Below are 15,228 nucleotides of genomic sequence, written 5' to 3' on the forward strand. Positions count from 1 at the left end.
CCGATGGTACTGCAGGGGGGACCCTGTGGGAGAGTAGGACACCGCCGGACTCCTTTTAGACAAAATGGCCACCCATCGATGGGTGGCCATTTTGCATTGTGCTGGAGAAGATCAGGAGAGCCATCCCATACGGGGTGGCTCTCCTGCGTTAAGCCACCGAACGCGGGGACGCCTCAGCGTTTGAGGCGCGACTCCAGCATTGCCGCGCACTCCTGCACAGCTGCGGCCAGCAGCTCCTCGTCCAGATCTCGGCGCCCCCACGTGACGGCCACGGCGGCGACCGGCCACCCGGCAGCATCGAGCACCGCGGCGCCGACGCTGCGCAGCCCATCAGCGATCTCGCTGTTCTCGGTCGCATACCCGCGCGAGCGCACTTCGCGCAACAGCTCCCGTAGTTCTCGGGGTGTCCGAGGGCCGACGCCGGTGCGGTCGGGGAACGCCGACAGGTCTGGATACAGCGCCCGCACCTGTTCGCGGGGGAGTGCTGCCAACATCGCCCGCCCCGAGGCAGTGAGGTGAGCGGGCAGCCGCACGCCGACGTCCGTCACGAGGGCCGGTCGTCGCGGTGCACGCTCCTCGACGATGTAGAGCACATCGCCGCCGCTCATCACGGCGAGGTGAGCGCTCTCGCCCAAGCGGTCGGAGAGCGCGGCGACCAGCGGCCGACCCCTCCGGGCCAGTGGCTGCTGTCGCGTGTACCCGCCGGCGAGCTCGAACGCCGAGGCACCGAGTCCCCACCGTCGTTCCTCACGCAGGTGCAGCACGAACCCGTGAGCGGCGAGCGTCGTCAGCAGGTGGTACACCGTGGATCGCGGCAGCTCGAGCTCGCGCGCGATGGCCGAGGCGGCCACCGGGGCGGGACGTGCGGCGAGAAAGCTCAGGATGCGGAGGGTGTTCTCCGCCGCAGGTACCTGCATACCGCCGGCCTGCGAAGCATGGTGCTTGTCTGGGATCACAGACACAGTGTCGCACGAACGGGTGCCGCTCACGACACGTCGGGTGTGGAATCGAGTCATGACTGTTCCTGTCCCCGTAGTCGTCGGTGCGGCCCCGCTGTCGCCCGCTGATGTCGTCGCCGTCTCCCGTCACGATGCGCCCGTGCAGATCGATGCGGATGCTCTCGGTCGTGTCGCCGAAACCCGTCGCGTGATCGACGGCCTCGCCGCAGACCCGCACCCGCACTACGGCGTGTCCACCGGGTTCGGTGCGCTCGCGACCACCTTCATCGCACCCGACCGGCGCCTGCAGCTGCAGGCCAGCCTGATCCGTTCCCACGCCGCCGGCACCGGCGCCGAGGTCGAGCGCGAGGTCGTCCGCGGGTTGCAGTTGCTGCGCCTGCAGACGCTCAGCTCCGGGCGTACCGGTGTGCGGCCCGTCGTCGTCGAGACGTATGCGGCCATGCTCAACTCCGGGATCACTCCGCTCGTCCGCGAATACGGTTCCCTCGGGTGTTCCGGCGATCTCGCACCGCTTGCACACATCGCCCTCGCCGCGATGGGTGAGGGCGATGTGCGCGATGCATCCGGCGCTCTCCTTCCGGCATCTGAAGCCCTCGCGGCAGCGGGTATCGCTCCCCTCGTGCTCGTCGAGAAGGAGGGGCTCGCCCTCATCAACGGCACCGACGGCATGCTCGGAATGCTGGTGCTTGCGCTGCACGATCTCGAGGCGCTCCTGCTCACCGCCGATGTCGCTGCGGCGATGTCGATCGAGTCCCAGCTCGGCACCGATGCCGTGTTCGCCGCCGACCTCATGGCGCTGCGGCCGCAGACGGGTCAAGCTGAATCGGCAGACAACCTCCGCGCGTTCCTCGCGGACTCCCCGATGGTCGCGAGCCACAAGGGTCCCGAGGACGGGCGCGTGCAGGATGCCTATTCACTGCGGTGTTCGCCGCAGGTGCACGGAGCGGCCCGCGACACCATGGCCCACGCAGCGATGATCGCCGGCCGCGAGCTCGCCAGCGTGATCGACAACCCGGTCATCACCCTGGATGGACGCATCGAGTCCAACGGCAACTTCCATGGGGCGCCGGTCGCTGCCGTGCTCGATTTCCTCGCCATCTCCGTCGCCGATGTCGCTTCGGTGTCGGAACGCCGGACCGACCGCGCACTGGATCCGGCACGCAACCACGGCCTCCCGCCGTTCCTGGCCGACGAGGTGGGTGTCGACTCCGGTCTCATGATCGCGCAGTACGCGGCCGCGGGTATCGTCTCCGAGCTCAAGCGCCTCGCGGTGCCGGCATCGGTCGACTCGATCCCGTCGTCCGCCATGCAGGAGGATCACGTATCGATGGGATGGGCCGCGGCCCGCAAGCTGCGCCGGGCGATCGACGGTTTCGGGCGCGTGCTCGCGATCGAGATCCTCACGGCGTCCCGTGCCCTCGATCTGCGGTCTCCGCTGCAGGCGGGACCCGCGACCGGTGCTGTGCGCGACCTGGTTCGCACGGTCGCCGCCGGCCCCGGTGCCGATCGCTTCCTCTCCCCGGAGATGGAAGCCGTCACCGTCCTCGTCCAGTCGGGCGACGTCGCCCGCGTCGCAAAGGAGCACATCGATGGCTGAGAACACGACGGCTGAGAACACGACCGCTGAGAACACGGCGGCTGAGAGCACCGCCGCAGGACCCCGCATCGTCCGCGCCGCGCGTGGCAACACCCGCACCGCGAAGAGCTGGGGCGCCGAAGCGGCCAAGCGCATGCTGATGAACAACCTCGACCCCGAAGTGGCCGAGCACCCGGAAGACCTCGTCGTCTACGGCGGAACCGGCAAGGCTGCCCGCAGCTGGGAGGCATACGACGCGATCGTGCGCACCCTCGACGAGCTCGAACCCGATGAGACCCTGCTCGTGCAGTCCGGCAAGCCGGTCGGTGTCTTCCGCACCCACGAGTGGGCTCCGCGCGTGCTCATCGCCAACTCTAACCTGGTGGGGGACTGGGCGACCTGGCCGGAGTTCCGCCGTCTCGAAGAACTCGGCCTCATCATGTACGGGCAGATGACCGCGGGCTCGTGGATCTACATCGGCACCCAGGGCATCCTGCAGGGGACATACGAGACCTTCGCCGCAGTGGCGCGCTCACTCGGGCGGGATTCCCTGCGCGGCACCCTCACACTCACTGGCGGTGCCGGTGGGATGGGCGGTGCCCAGCCGCTCGCCGTGACCATGAACGACGGCGCGGTGCTGATCGTCGACGTCGACGAATCGCGTCTCGCCCGTCGCGTGGAGCACGGCTATCTCGACGAGTACACGAGGGATCTGGATGCCGCCGTCTCCCGAGTGGTCGCGGCGAAGGAGGCCGGCGAGGCCCTCTCGGTCGGCGTCGTCGGCAATGCGGCCGAGGTCTTCCCCGAACTGCTGCGCCGCGGTGTGCCGATCGACATCGTGACCGATCAGACCAGCGCGCACGACCCGCTCGCATACCTGCCGGTCGGCATCGGAGTCGAGGAGTGGAAACAGGAGGCCGAGCGCGACGCCGAGGAGTTCACCCGCCGCTCACGCGAATCCACGGCTGCGCACGTCGAGGCGATGGTGGCGTTCCAGGATGCCGGGGCCGCGGTGTTCGACTACGGTAACTCGATCAGAGCCGAAGCACAGCTGGGCGGCTACGACCGGGCCTTCGCCTTCCCCGGATTCGTGCCGGCCTACATCCGTCCGCAGTTCGAAGAGGGGCGAGGCCCCTTCCGCTGGGCGGCTCTCTCCGGAGACCCCGAGGACATCTACAAGACCGACCGGGCCATCGCCGAGCTCTTCCCGGCGGATGCGGCGCTGCACCGCTGGTTGGAGAAGGCCGCCGACAAGGTGCACTTCGAAGGCCTTCCTGCGCGCATCTGCTGGCTCGGCTACAAGGAGCGACACCTCGCCGGGCTGAAGTTCAACGAGATGGTCGCATCGGGCGAGCTCTCGGCACCGATCGTGATCGGACGCGATCACCTGGACTCGGGCTCCGTCGCGTCGCCGTACCGCGAGACCGAGGCGATGAAGGACGGCTCCGATGCCATCGCGGACTGGCCGTTGCTCAACGCACTCCTGAACACTGCGTCAGGCGCCTCCTGGGTGTCGCTGCACCACGGCGGCGGTGTCGGCATCGGCCGCTCGATCCATGCCGGCCAGGTCACGGTCGCCGACGGGTCGGCCCTCGCCGCGGAGAAGCTCGAACGCGTGCTCACGAACGATCCAGGCACCGGTGTGATGCGCCACGTGGATGCCGGGTACGACCGTGCCCGTGAGGTCGCGCGCGAGCGTGGCCTGAACATCCCGATGCTCTGACACACTCGAAGGATCTCGAACGGGAGGAACGGCGATGCGCACGCTGCTGACCAACATCGCAGAACTCACCACCAACGTCGCCACCGACGGCGACCCGTGTGGAACCCTGAGCGATGCGGCCGTCGTGATCGAGGACGACAGGATCGCCTGGGTCGGTGCGGCGGCGGATGCGCCGGCGACCGACGAGATGGTGGATGCCGGTGGCCGGGCCGTGCTCCCCGGGTTCGTCGACAGTCACAGCCACCTCGTGTTCGCCGGCGACCGTGCCGCGGAGTTCGAGGCGCGCATGGCGGGACAGAAGTATGCCGCCGGCGGGATCCGCTCCACCGTCGCCGCCACCCGGGCAGCGAGTGACGACGAGCTGCGCAGTCGACTTCGCGGGTTCCTCACCGAGATGCTCGCACAGGGGACGACCACCGTCGAGATCAAGAGCGGCTACGGGCTGAGCGTCGCCGACGAGGAGAGGCTCGTGCGCCTGGCGGCGGAGGCCACACCGGAGGTGACCTTCCTCGGTGCGCACGTCGTTCCGGCGGAGTACGCCGACCGCCCCGATGAGTACGTCGACCTGGTCACGGGCCCCATGCTCGACGCCTGCGCACCGCACGCGAAATGGATCGACGTGTTCTGCGAGACCGGCGCATTCACCGTGGCCCAATCACGGCGGGTGCTCGAGGCGGGGATCGCGCGTGGACTCGCACCCCGCGTCCATGCGAGCCAGCTCGGACCGGGCGACGGCGTGCGCCTCGCGGTCGAGCTGGGCGCAGCATCCATCGACCACGGCACGTATCTCACCGACACCGACATCGACGCCCTCGCTCAGAGCTCCACCGTGCTGACCCTGCTTCCGGGAGTCGAGTTCTCGACCAGACAGCCCTACCCCGATGCGCGCCGCCTGATCGATGCGGGCGTCACCGTGGCCCTCGCGTGCGACACGAATCCGGGATCGAGCTTCACCTCGTCGATGCCGTTCTGCATCGCGATCGCTGTGCGCGACATGGGCCTGACTCCGGCCGAAGCCGTCTGGGCGGCGACCGCAGGGGGCGCTCGCGCGCTGCGGCGCGACGACGTGGGGATCATCGCCCCTGGTGCCCGCGCCGACCTCGTGCTGCTCGATGCCCCGACCCGCGTGCATCTCGCGTACCGTCCGGGCGTGCCCCTGGTGCGTCAGGTGTGGAAGGACGGCGCGACCGTCGGATGACGGACGCTCAGCCGGCGACGGCCGCGAGCACCGCGCGCAGTCGTGATGCGGCGTCGCTGCCGACGGTGATCACGCGGACGACGTCGTCGTGCTCGAGGTCGTCTGCGATCTCCTGCAGCGCCTGATCCATCGCTTCGCGGAGCTCAGGATCCTCATCGTCGGGGACATGGATCGGACGCTCACCGTCCAACGGCACCACGACGATCAGGTCGATGCTCTCCGCCGACTCCTCGACGATCCTCGATGCGCGCGCGATGAGTGCTCCGTCGCTGCGCCCCAGTCGCTCCAACGCGATGAGGTAGGCGAGGAAGTCGAGCGGCCCGCGCTCGGCGATGACATCGTCATCGGCGGACAGCTCCTGCAGGCGCACGGTCGAGATCCGCAGTTGGGCGGCGAAGCCGGCCTCGCCGGCCGGTTCTTCGAGATCGAGATCCTCGAAGGGGTCGCCCAGCGTGCGGTACTCGGGGTGCACGGCGTGGAAGTCCGAGATCAATGTGCTCTTCCCGCTCGCGTGCGTGCCGGTGACGACGATCCTCATCGGCGCGACGCGAGACCGGCGAGCAGGTCGAGCACGCACAGCGCCGCGAGCCGGACCGTGCGGGCATCCTCGGCATCGGCCGTCGCGTCGACCTCGGCGATGTCGGCGCTCACGACGCGGAGATCCGAGGCCACGGCGCGGGTCAGCGCGCGCAGCTCCCACGCCTGGAGTCCGCCCGGCACGCTCGCGGGGCAGCCGGGCGCTACCGAGCGGTCGCACACATCGACGTCGATGTCGAGATGCACGTGGGAGTCCTCGCCGGCACCTGCGATCTCGACGGCCTCCGCGACCACGTCATCGATGCCGCGACGGCGCAGCTCCTCGAGGGTGACCACCCGGATGCCCCACTCGGCAGCACGTCGGGCGTAGGCGGCGGAGTTCGCGAAGTCGGCGATCCCGATCTGCACGATCCTCGACGGATCGATCCGCAGGGTGTCGAGCGGCGACGCAGCAGGCACGTCTTCGACCAGGCGGCGGACCGGCGTGCCGTTCGAGATGCCGTCGCGAAGGTCGAAGTGCGCGTCGAACGTGATCAGTCCCGTCGCCTCGGCGCCGAGGGCGACAGGGTAGGTGAGCGAGTTGTCACCGCCGAGCGCGATCACGAGGTCGGCGGCACCGGCGAGTTCCCGCACGCGGGAGATGACCCTCGCCTCGCCGGCGGACCCGTCGGGGTCGGTCACGTCGCCCGCGTCAGCGATGCGCAGCACCTCGTCGAGTTCGATCGCGGGCGGGCCCATCAACGCCGTTCCATACCGGGGGAGGGCCTCGCGGATCGCGGTCGGCGTCGCATGGGCACCCGTCGGCGAGAGCGACGTGCGCCAGGTGGGCACGCCGAGCAGCACCGCATCGGCCGCGCCGCTGAAGGCGGGCCAGGACCCGGCGCGTGGCCAGAGCGGGTCGTGACTCAACTGTCGGGATGCGGGTGTCATGTCAGACTCCGGGGATCAGGGCGTGGGCGATCGTGAAGATGGCGAGGCCGGCGAGGGCACCCACGAACGTGCCGTTCAGGCGGATGTACTGCAGGTCGCGGCCGACCATGAGTTCGATCTTCTCCGTCGTCTCGGCCGGGTCCCAGCGCTCCACGGTGTCGGTGATGATCGAGGCGATGTCGTGGCGGTAGCGGTCGACGAGGAAGACGGCGGCATCGGACACCCAGGTGTCCACCCGGGTCTGCAGCGCGGCATCCGTCGTCAGTCGTTCTCCGACCTCTTGCAGCGCCTGCACCGCGCGTCGGCGCAGGCCGCTCTCGGGGTCTGCGAGGGCGGTGAGCAGTCCGTTCTTCGCGGTGTTCCAGGCCTCGGCGGCCAGGGCGCCGACCCGGGGGCTGTCGAACAGCGACGCCTTCGCGTTCTCGAGCTTGGCGCGCGTGGCGGGGTCGTTCTGCAGATTGTCGGCCAGGCGGCCGAGGTAGCCGTCGATGGCGATGCGGGCCGGGTGCCGCGGATCGGCCTGCACGGCGTGCACGAACTTGATCGCCTCGTTGTACACGGTGTCGTCGACGAAGCGATGCGCGAGCTTCGGCACCCAGCCGGGAAGGCGCCGCGAGACGAGCCCCGAGAACGACTCGGCGTTGGCCTCGAGCCAGCGTCCGATGCTGTCGACGGCGAGATCGACGGCGCCGTGATGGGCGTCGGCCTCGACGATCTTCTCGAGCCAGGCGCCCGCGGGCGGGCCCCATTCCGGAGCGACGAGGTGCTCGCGGGCGAGGTCGGTGATGAGGTCGCGCACGTCGTCGTCGCTCAGCGCATTGAGCACCGCCGTCGCGATCGTCGCACCCTCGGTACCGACGCGCTCGGCATGGGGAGCCTCGCGGAGCCACTCGCCGGCGCGGAGGGCGATGTGCGTGCTCGACAGCTTGGTGCGCACGACGTCGCCCGCCAAAAAGTTCGTCTCGACGAACTCGCCGAGGCTCCGGCCGATCTCGTCCTTGCGGCTCGGGATGATCGCGGTGTGCGGGATCGGCAACCCCAGCGGACGACGGAACAGCGCGGTCACGGCGAACCAGTCAGCGAGCGCACCCACCATGCCGCCCTCCGCCGCGGCGCGGACGTAGCCGAGCCAGTCGACCCGCTGCTGGAAGGCGAAAGCGAACACGAAGACGACCGCCATGAAGACCAGAGCTCCGAGGGCGACGGCCTTCATCCTGCGGAGCGCGCGGAGGCGCTCCTGGTCAGCGGGCGAGAGCTGCGTCATCGGTGTTCGCGGCATGACGTCATCCTTTCACGCGCGGTAGCCTCGAGACGTGATCGAAGACATCAAGAAGCGCGCCCTGCACCGCACGAGCATCCTCGAGGGTCAGATGCGCGGCGTCGCGCGGATGATCGAGAACGAGGAGTACTGCATGGACATCATCACGCAGTCCCGCGCGATCCAGCGATCCCTCGAGTCGCTGAACCGACTGCTGCTGGAGAACCACCTCCGCACGCACGTCACCGACATGTTCGATGCGGGCGGAGAGGAACGCGACAAGGCCGTGGTCGAACTGCTCAAAGCGTTCGACTTCGATTCCAAGTAGCCGTTCTCCTCCGCCCCCCGCGGCGGCCTCGAGCCGTTACAGCACCGACTGCGCCCGCGTCAGAACGTCCCGGAGGATCTGCTCGATCTCGCGGAACTCCGCCGGCCCCACGGTGAGCGGGGGCGCGAGCTGGATGACGGGGTCGCCGCGGTCGTCGGCGCGGCAGTACAGACCCGCCTCGAACAGTGCAGGGGAGAGGAACCCGCGCAGCAGCCGCTCGGACTCGGCTTCGTCGAAGGTCTCCTTGGTGGCCTTGTCCTTCACGAGCTCGATGCCGAAGAAGTACCCGTCTCCGCGCACGTCGCCGACCATCGGCAGGTCGAGCAGCTTCTCGAGTTCGGCGCGGAACAGGGGCGAGTTCTCGCGCACGCGGGCATTGAGCCCCTCCTCGTCGAAGATCGCGAGGTTCTCCAGGGCGACAGCGGCAGACACGGGATGTCCACCGAACGTGTAGCCGTGCGGGAACGAGACGTCACCCTTCGAGAACGGCTCGTAGATGCGGTCGCTGATGATCGTCGCGCCGATGGGGGAGTAGCCGCTCGTCATGCCCTTGGCGCAGGTGATCATGTCGGGCACGTAGCCGAGGCCGCTGCACGCGAAGGTGTGACCGAGGCGACCGAACGCGCAGATGACCTCGTCCGAGACCAGCAGCACGTCATGTCGGTCGCAGATCTCGCGCACCCGGGCGAAGTATCCGGGAGGCGGCGGGAAGCACCCGCCGGAGTTCTGCACCGGCTCGAGGAACACCGCGGCGACCGTGTCGGCGCCCTCGAACAGGATCATCTCCTCGATGCGGTCGGCCGCCCAACGTCCGAACGCTTCGAGGTCGTCGGCCGGCCCGCCCATCTCGGCCGCGCGGTAGAAGTTGGTGTTCGGCACGCGGAAACCGCCCGGGGTGACCGGCTCGAACATCGACTTCATGGCCGGGATGCCGGTGATCGCCAGCGCTCCCTGCGGGGTGCCGTGGTACGCCACCGCGCGGGAGATCACCTTGTGCTTGGCGGGCTTGCCCTGCAGTTTCCAGTAGTGCTTGGCGAGCTTGAACGCGGTCTCGACGGCCTCGCCGCCGCCCGTGGAGAAGAAGACCCGGTTGAGGTCGCCCGGAGCTTCGTCCGCAAGACGGTCGGCCAGCTCGATCGCCGCCGGATGCGCGTACGACCACAGCGGGAAGAACGCCAGCTCGGATGCCTGCGCCGCAGCGGCCTCGGCGAGTCGCCGCCGACCGTGTCCGGCGTTCACGACGAACAGGCCGGCGAGCCCGTCGAAGTACTCCTTGCCCTTCGCGTCCCAGATCCGGTGTCCGTCGCCTTTGACGATGATGGGCACACCCGACTCGGCCATCGTGGACTGCCGGGCGAAGTGCATCCAGAGATGATCCTTGGCCATCGTCTGCAGCTCGGACTCCGGCGGGATGGTGCGTGCGGTGTTCATCTGGTCCCCCAGTTGTAGAGCTGCTTCTGCAGCTTGGCGTAGATGAAGGTCTCGGTGGAGAGGACGCCGTCGATCGGACGGATGACGTCGTTGATCAGTGACAGCAGGTGGTCGTCGTCCTCGCAGACCACCTCCGCGAGGACGTCGAACGATCCGACGGTGATGACCACGTAGTCGATCGCATCGATCGCGGCGACGGCCTCGGCCACGTGCCGCGTGTCTCCGGCCACACGGATGCCGATCATCGCCTGCCGGGGAAAACCCAACTGCATCGGATCGGTCACGGCGACGATCTGCATCACGCCGGTCTCGGTCAGCCGCTGTACTCGCTGCCGCACGGCGGCCTCGCTCAGGCCGACCACCCGGCCGATGTCGGAGTAGGAGCGGCGCCCGTCTTCCTGGAGCAGCTCGATGATGGTCTTGGCGATCGCGTCGAGTGGGGGATTCTTCTTGACCGGACCCATGCTGCGATCCTGGCACTCGTCCTGGCGTCAGGCAACCGATTCGGTGGTCTTGCAGCAATTCATCTGCGGAATCGGCGGAAAAGCTGCTCAGCCCTCGATCGGCCCCAGCAACGCGCTCGCCGCGGTGGAGTGCGCCGATTCGGGGTCGGAGGGGTGGAACGCGCCGGCCAGCACGTCGCGGTAGAGACGTGACAGCTCGTTGGCGGAGAAGTAGGAGCCGCCGCCCGCGACGAGCATCGCCTCGTCGACGACGTGCTTGGCCATCGTGATCGCGCGGTGCTTGACGCCCGAGAGCAGCGGGAACCAGCGTGCGCCGTTGTCGACCCGGTCGTCCACGTCGCGGGCGAGGGCCGCGATCTGCGGAGGCAGCGCGTCGTAGGCCAGCCCCATGTCGGCGATCCGCCAGCGGATGTCGGGATCCTGGCTGTACGCGAGGCCGGTCTTCTTGGAGTGCCGCTTCTGCGCGGTCGCGACCGCCAGCTCGAGCGCCCGCCCGGCGATGCCGGTGTAGACCGAGGCCAGCAGGATCTCGAACACCGAGAAGATGCCGAACACGATCGGGTCGGGGCTCGGGCCGGGGTCGATGCGCCGCACCACGTGCGCGGCATCCGCCACGGCGCCGTTCAGCCGCGTGGTGCGGCTCTGCGTTCCCCGCATGCCCAGGGTGTCCCAGTCGTCGGAGGTGGTGACGGCATCCGTCCGCTCCACGAAGGCGAACACGAGCTTCGTCGCATCCGGGCTCGTGGTGTCGAGCCCGTGCAGTCCGAGCCGCGTCCACACCGGGGCGAGCGAGGTGAAGATCTTGGTGCCGGTGAAGGCGTAGCCACCGTTCCCGTCGGGCACGGCGGTGGTGTCGCTGCCGAACAGCACCAGGTCGTTGCCGCCCTCGCTGATGCCGAAGGCGAAGACCTCGCCGGCGACCGCGCCGTCCTGCACGAACTCGAGGCCCGGAACCCCGCGGTCGGAGAACACCTTCGCGACGCCGGTCCACACCAGATGCATGTTGATGGCCAGCGCCGTCGCCGGCGCGGCGCCCGCCAGACGCTGCTGCAGGATCGCGGCCTCGGCGAGCCCGAGCCCTGCACCGCCGCGCTCGGTCGGCACGAGGATCGACAGGTAGCCGGCGTCACGCAGCTCATCGAGATCCTGCTGGGGGAACGTGTTCTCGCGGTCGTGGATCGGCGCGCGCTCCCTGATCCGCTCGAGGAGGTCGTCGGGAAGGAAGGCCGTGGGGTCGAACGTGCTCATGCGAGTGCCTCCAGAAGCTGTCGGACGGATTCCTCCGGGCGATCGCGGTGCAGCGAATGCCCTGCGCCCTCGACGACGGACAGGGTGATCAGCGGGTTCGCGGCGAGGACTTCCGCGGCGAGGGCGCCGGTGAAGATGCTGTACACCGCGGGGTCGGCGCCGATCACATGCGTCGGCACGGTGAGGCGCGCGGCGTCGGCCCGCACATCCCACGGCTGGTTCTGGACGCTGGTCTGTTCTACCGCCCACGCGCTGGCGCGCAGGACGGCATCGACCTTGAGCTCCTGATCCTGCGGATGCCAGTGCGGATGCTCCTGCTGCACGACCTCGAGCCGGGTGTCGGCGAAGGCGCGCTCCTGGCTCCGGCGGACGATGGCCGCGTCGCGCCCGTCGACGTGGATCGCAGGATCGATGAGCACGAGGCGTCGCGTCCAGTCGGGGTCGGATGCCGCCGCGACCGTGCTCGCCGCGCCGCCGAGGGAGTGGCCGATGACCGCGTCCCAGGCTCCGCCGTGTTCCGGGTGGGTGGCAGCGAGGTCGGCGCCGAACGCGGCCACGGAGTAGTCGAGGGAGCGCGGGGCGTCACCATGACCCCGGAGATCGACGGCTGTCGCATGCCATCCGGCGTCGGCGAGAGCGTCACCCAGGCGCCACATCAGCGCGCCCGAAGAGCCGAGACCGTGGACCAGAAGCGCTCGTCGAGAGGCCGACGGAGCGCCCCACGAGAGGCGGGGCAGCGTGAGCGGTGCAGGCATGGCACCAGCCTACGACCGGGCGGAGCGCCGCAGGCCCTGCACGGGCGGCATCCGCGCGTCAGCCGAGCGGCGGCAGCGCCGGCAGGTCGGCCGCGATCAGCAGCACCCTCTCGGCCGCGGCGTGACCCGCGGAGAGGCGTGCGGCGAGGTCGGCGCCGTCGAGGGTCGCCGCCAGGAAGCCGGAGGCGAAGGCGTCGCCCGCGCCGACCGGCTCGACCACGTCGACCACCGGCGCGGGGACGAACACCGGCTCGGCATCGCCGTCGAACGCGGTCGCGCCGACGTCGCCGTCCTTGACGATCAGCAGCGCGCAGTTCGGCAGGAAGGCGCGGATCTCCGCCGGGGTCACGGTTCCCCAGATGCGTTCGGCCTCGTCGCGTCCGACGAAGGTGATGTCGGCGGCGTCGGCCAGTCGTGCGAGGGTCTCGGACGCGTCCTCCCGGCTCCACAGCGGGCGGCGGTCGTTCACGTCGAAGGAGACGAGGGCACCGGCCGTGCGTGCGTCGACGAAGAGCCGGTCCACCATCTGGCGGCAGGATGCGGAGAGCGCGGGCGTGATCCCGGTGGTGTGCACGATGCGCACGCCCGCGAGCCGCTCTCTCGGCAGGAACCCCGCCTCCATGTGCGAGGCCGCGGATCCTCGGCGGTAGTAGTAGACGGAGGAGGACTCGGTGCCCGGATCCTTGAACATCACGCCGGTGGGCGTGGCGTCGTCGCGCTCGACCCACAGTTCCACGCCGCGACGCTCGAGCTCCGACGCGATGCGGTCGCCGAGCGGATCGGCGCCGAGGCGGGAGGCCCAGGCCACGCGGTGCCCGGTCGCTGCGACCCCGGCGGAGACGTTCGACTCGGCGCCGGCGATGCCGATCGTCGCGTGACCGGCTGTCGCGAGTGCGGCGTCGGTCGGTGTGATCAGCGCCATGGTCTCGCCGATGCAGACGATCTCGGGTGCGGAGACGGGGGAGGAGGTGGAGCTCATGAGGGGGTGACCGCCAGGGGTTCGGTGTCGGGATGCGGGCTCGCGTCGCGATGACGCAGGTCGGGGAAGGAACGGACGAAGACGATGGAGACGAGCAGGCCGACCGCGGCGAAGATCGTGGCGGCGAGGTAGGCACCGCGCCAGTCGCTGACATCGACGAGGAAACCGGCGACGGCGGATCCTGCCGCCGCGCCGATGAGCTGCCCGGTGCCGGCCCAGCCGAAGGCTTCAGCGGTCTCGCTGAACTTCACGCTGGCCGAGGTGATGGCGAAGAGCACGGCGAGGGCGGGGGCGATGCCGATGCCGGCGAGGATGAGGGTGCCGCCCAGCCAGAACACGTTGAGCATGACCATCGTGAGGCCGAGCCCGATCGTGACGATCAGCAGGCGGCGTGCCATGGCCCACGGCCCGATCGGGATGTGGCCGAACGCCAGGCCGCCGGCGAGGCTCCCCGCCGAGAACACGGCGAGCACGAGACCGGCGGCGAGGCTTCCGTGCTCGAAGGTCGCGACGACGCCCACCTCCACCGCGGAACAGGCCCCGATCAGCAGGAAGCCGATCACCGTCGCCAGCAGCACGGGGGGTTTGAGGACCACCTTGCCGAGCGCATTGCGGCTGCGCGGGATGCGCACCCGGCCGACCTCGGGGGAGAGGATGAACCAGGCGCCGCCGCCGACGAGGATGATCGCCACCAGCAGCAGGCCCTCCGGCGTGCCGATCTGGGTGGAGACCAGGGTGATGACGACCGGCGCCAGCACCCAGATGATCTCCTGCAGCGAGGCGTCGAGGGAGAACAGCGGAGTGAGGTTCGAGGAGTTCACGAGCTTCGGGTAGATCGTGCGGACGGCGGCCTGCACCGGCGGGGTCGAGAGCCCCGCGACCATGCCGAGCAGCATGTAGCCGGGCACGTCGAGCGGAAGCAGCGCGAGTCCGAGCACGGCGACGACGCAGACCGAGAGGGTGAGGGTGAGCACCCGCCGCATGCCCCAGACGCCCATCCACCGGCTCGTGATCGGGCCGGCGACGGCCTGCCCGACGCTGGTCGCGGCGAGGACGAGGCCGGCGGAGCCGTATGATCCGGTCTGCTGCTCGACGTGCAGCAGGATCGCGAGGGACATCATCCCGTTGGGGAAGCGCGCGGTCAGCTGAGCCGCGATCATGCGCGCCACTCCGGGCGTGCGAAGAAGGTCCCGATATCCCGCCACCAGACAACGGTACCGGGCCTCGAGGGTGGTCGTGGAAGACGGTGTGCGACGACACGCCCGCGACACGCCGAAGGTGCGATTCCACAGGAAACGAAATGTCCGAGGGGCGTCGTAGCGTGCCCCCTGTGGATGGATCGTTCACAGGGGCTTCCCAGCCGCGATTTCTCGGGGTTCGGGAGCCGCGCGAAGGGGTCTCGGCCTGTGGAAGAAACGGTGGAGAACCTGTGTTGTATCTGTAGAGAACGGTGGATAACTACACGGATGTAACTACTACCCCTTGTGGTCGCCCCCAATGTCGGTCCCCATATGTAGTATTGAAGTCCCGGCAGGGGGTCTACCGGGAAAACGCCTGATTAGCAGCAGGCCAGAGATTTGAGGGGTTACGAAAAGATGTCGATCACGGTCTACACAAAGCCTTCCTGCGTTCAGTGCAACGCCACCTACCGCGCCCTCGATGCCAAGGGCATCGAGTACGAGATCCTCGACCTGTCGGAAGACCCGACGGCGCTCGAGCAGGTCAAGGCGCTCGGCTACCTGCAGGCACCCGTCGTCGTCACCGACGAGGGCCACTGGTCGGGCTTCCGTCCCGACAAGATCGACGAGCTCGCCTCCCGTCTGGCGTGATCCTTCGGCGTCG

15 protein-coding genes are annotated in these 15,228 nt (G+C 69.3%); 5 read left to right on the forward strand and 10 right to left on the reverse strand.

The window, feature by feature from the left end:
* Positions 1-173: 173 nt before the first annotated feature.
* Complete coding sequence (locus ACFC14_RS17145) at positions 174-917, reverse strand: IclR family transcriptional regulator (RefSeq protein ID WP_376107929.1); 744 nt, start codon at positions 915-917, stop codon at positions 174-176.
* A gap of 97 nt (positions 918-1,014) precedes the next feature.
* On the opposite strand from ACFC14_RS17145, the gene hutH reads away from it, so the two are divergent.
* Genes hutH through hutI form a run of 3 tightly spaced genes read left to right on the forward strand, consistent with a single transcriptional unit; the run spans position 1,015 to position 5,456 of the window.
* Complete coding sequence (hutH, locus tag ACFC14_RS17150; RefSeq protein WP_376107295.1) at positions 1,015-2,556, forward strand: histidine ammonia-lyase; 1,542 nt, start codon at positions 1,015-1,017, stop codon at positions 2,554-2,556.
* Entirely contained in the window at positions 2,549-4,258 is a 1,710-nt protein-coding gene (gene hutU / locus ACFC14_RS17155) for a urocanate hydratase (protein ID WP_376107298.1), read from the forward strand. Before hutH ends, hutU begins: the two co-directional genes overlap by 8 nt.
* Positions 4,259-4,292: 34 nt before the next feature.
* A complete protein-coding gene (hutI, locus tag ACFC14_RS17160) occupies positions 4,293-5,456 on the forward strand; it encodes an imidazolonepropionase (RefSeq protein ID WP_376107302.1) in 1,164 nt (387 codons plus the stop codon).
* Between the two features lie 7 nt (positions 5,457-5,463).
* Here hutI and ACFC14_RS17165 read toward each other — a convergent pair whose 3' ends face one another.
* Genes ACFC14_RS17165 through ACFC14_RS17175 form a run of 3 tightly spaced genes read right to left on the reverse strand, consistent with a single transcriptional unit; the run spans position 5,464 to position 8,202 of the window.
* On the reverse strand, positions 5,464-5,994 hold the full coding sequence (locus ACFC14_RS17165) for an AAA family ATPase (protein WP_376107305.1): 531 nt from the start codon (positions 5,992-5,994) through the stop codon (positions 5,464-5,466).
* Positions 5,991-6,923 carry an agmatinase family protein gene (locus ACFC14_RS17170; RefSeq protein ID WP_376107308.1) on the reverse strand — a complete coding sequence of 311 codons (933 nt, stop codon included), beginning with the start codon at positions 6,921-6,923 and terminating at the stop codon, positions 5,991-5,993. Before ACFC14_RS17170 ends, ACFC14_RS17165 begins: the two co-directional genes overlap by 4 nt.
* A gap of 1 nt (position 6,924) precedes the next feature.
* On the reverse strand, positions 6,925-8,202 hold the full coding sequence (locus tag ACFC14_RS17175) for a DUF445 domain-containing protein (RefSeq protein WP_376107311.1): 1,278 nt from the start codon (positions 8,200-8,202) through the stop codon (positions 6,925-6,927).
* Positions 8,203-8,236: 34 nt separating this feature from the next.
* Here ACFC14_RS17175 and ACFC14_RS17180 point away from each other — a divergent pair, with 34 nt between their 5' ends.
* Positions 8,237-8,509, forward strand: coding sequence for a metal-sensitive transcriptional regulator (locus tag ACFC14_RS17180; protein WP_136041445.1), 273 nt, complete (start codon positions 8,237-8,239; stop codon positions 8,507-8,509).
* Between the two features lie 36 nt (positions 8,510-8,545).
* Here ACFC14_RS17180 and ACFC14_RS17185 read toward each other — a convergent pair whose 3' ends face one another.
* The 6 genes from ACFC14_RS17185 to ACFC14_RS17210 form a co-directional block, all read right to left on the reverse strand.
* Complete coding sequence (locus tag ACFC14_RS17185; RefSeq protein WP_376107314.1) at positions 8,546-9,940, reverse strand: aspartate aminotransferase family protein; 1,395 nt, start codon at positions 9,938-9,940, stop codon at positions 8,546-8,548.
* Positions 9,937-10,404 carry an Lrp/AsnC family transcriptional regulator gene (locus ACFC14_RS17190; protein WP_136041440.1) on the reverse strand — a complete coding sequence of 156 codons (468 nt, stop codon included), beginning with the start codon at positions 10,402-10,404 and terminating at the stop codon, positions 9,937-9,939. The genes ACFC14_RS17185 and ACFC14_RS17190 overlap by 4 nt, the downstream gene beginning before the upstream one ends.
* Positions 10,405-10,491: 87 nt before the next feature.
* Positions 10,492-11,652: an acyl-CoA dehydrogenase family protein gene (locus tag ACFC14_RS17195; RefSeq protein ID WP_376107317.1), complete on the reverse strand. Its 1,161-nt coding sequence runs from the start codon at positions 11,650-11,652 to the stop codon at positions 10,492-10,494.
* Positions 11,649-12,407 (reverse strand): alpha/beta fold hydrolase, encoded by a 759-nt coding sequence (locus tag ACFC14_RS17200; protein ID WP_376107320.1) that lies wholly within the window; start codon positions 12,405-12,407, stop codon positions 11,649-11,651. Before ACFC14_RS17200 ends, ACFC14_RS17195 begins: the two co-directional genes overlap by 4 nt.
* A gap of 58 nt (positions 12,408-12,465) precedes the next feature.
* Positions 12,466-13,386 carry a sugar kinase gene (locus tag ACFC14_RS17205; RefSeq protein ID WP_376107323.1) on the reverse strand — a complete coding sequence of 307 codons (921 nt, stop codon included), beginning with the start codon at positions 13,384-13,386 and terminating at the stop codon, positions 12,466-12,468.
* Positions 13,383-14,591 carry an MFS transporter gene (locus tag ACFC14_RS17210; RefSeq protein WP_376107326.1) on the reverse strand — a complete coding sequence of 403 codons (1,209 nt, stop codon included), beginning with the start codon at positions 14,589-14,591 and terminating at the stop codon, positions 13,383-13,385. Before ACFC14_RS17210 ends, ACFC14_RS17205 begins: the two co-directional genes overlap by 4 nt.
* Positions 14,592-14,981: 390 nt before the next feature.
* On the opposite strand from ACFC14_RS17210, the gene nrdH reads away from it, so the two are divergent.
* A complete protein-coding gene (gene nrdH / locus ACFC14_RS17215; protein WP_028503264.1) occupies positions 14,982-15,215 on the forward strand; it encodes a glutaredoxin-like protein NrdH in 234 nt (77 codons plus the stop codon).
* The last annotated feature ends 13 nt before the right edge of the window (positions 15,216-15,228 follow it).

Origin of the sequence: Microbacterium sp. NPDC055988 (genome assembly GCF_042269505.1) — a bacterium.
Taxonomy (GTDB): Bacteria; Actinomycetota; Actinomycetes; order Actinomycetales; family Microbacteriaceae; genus Microbacterium.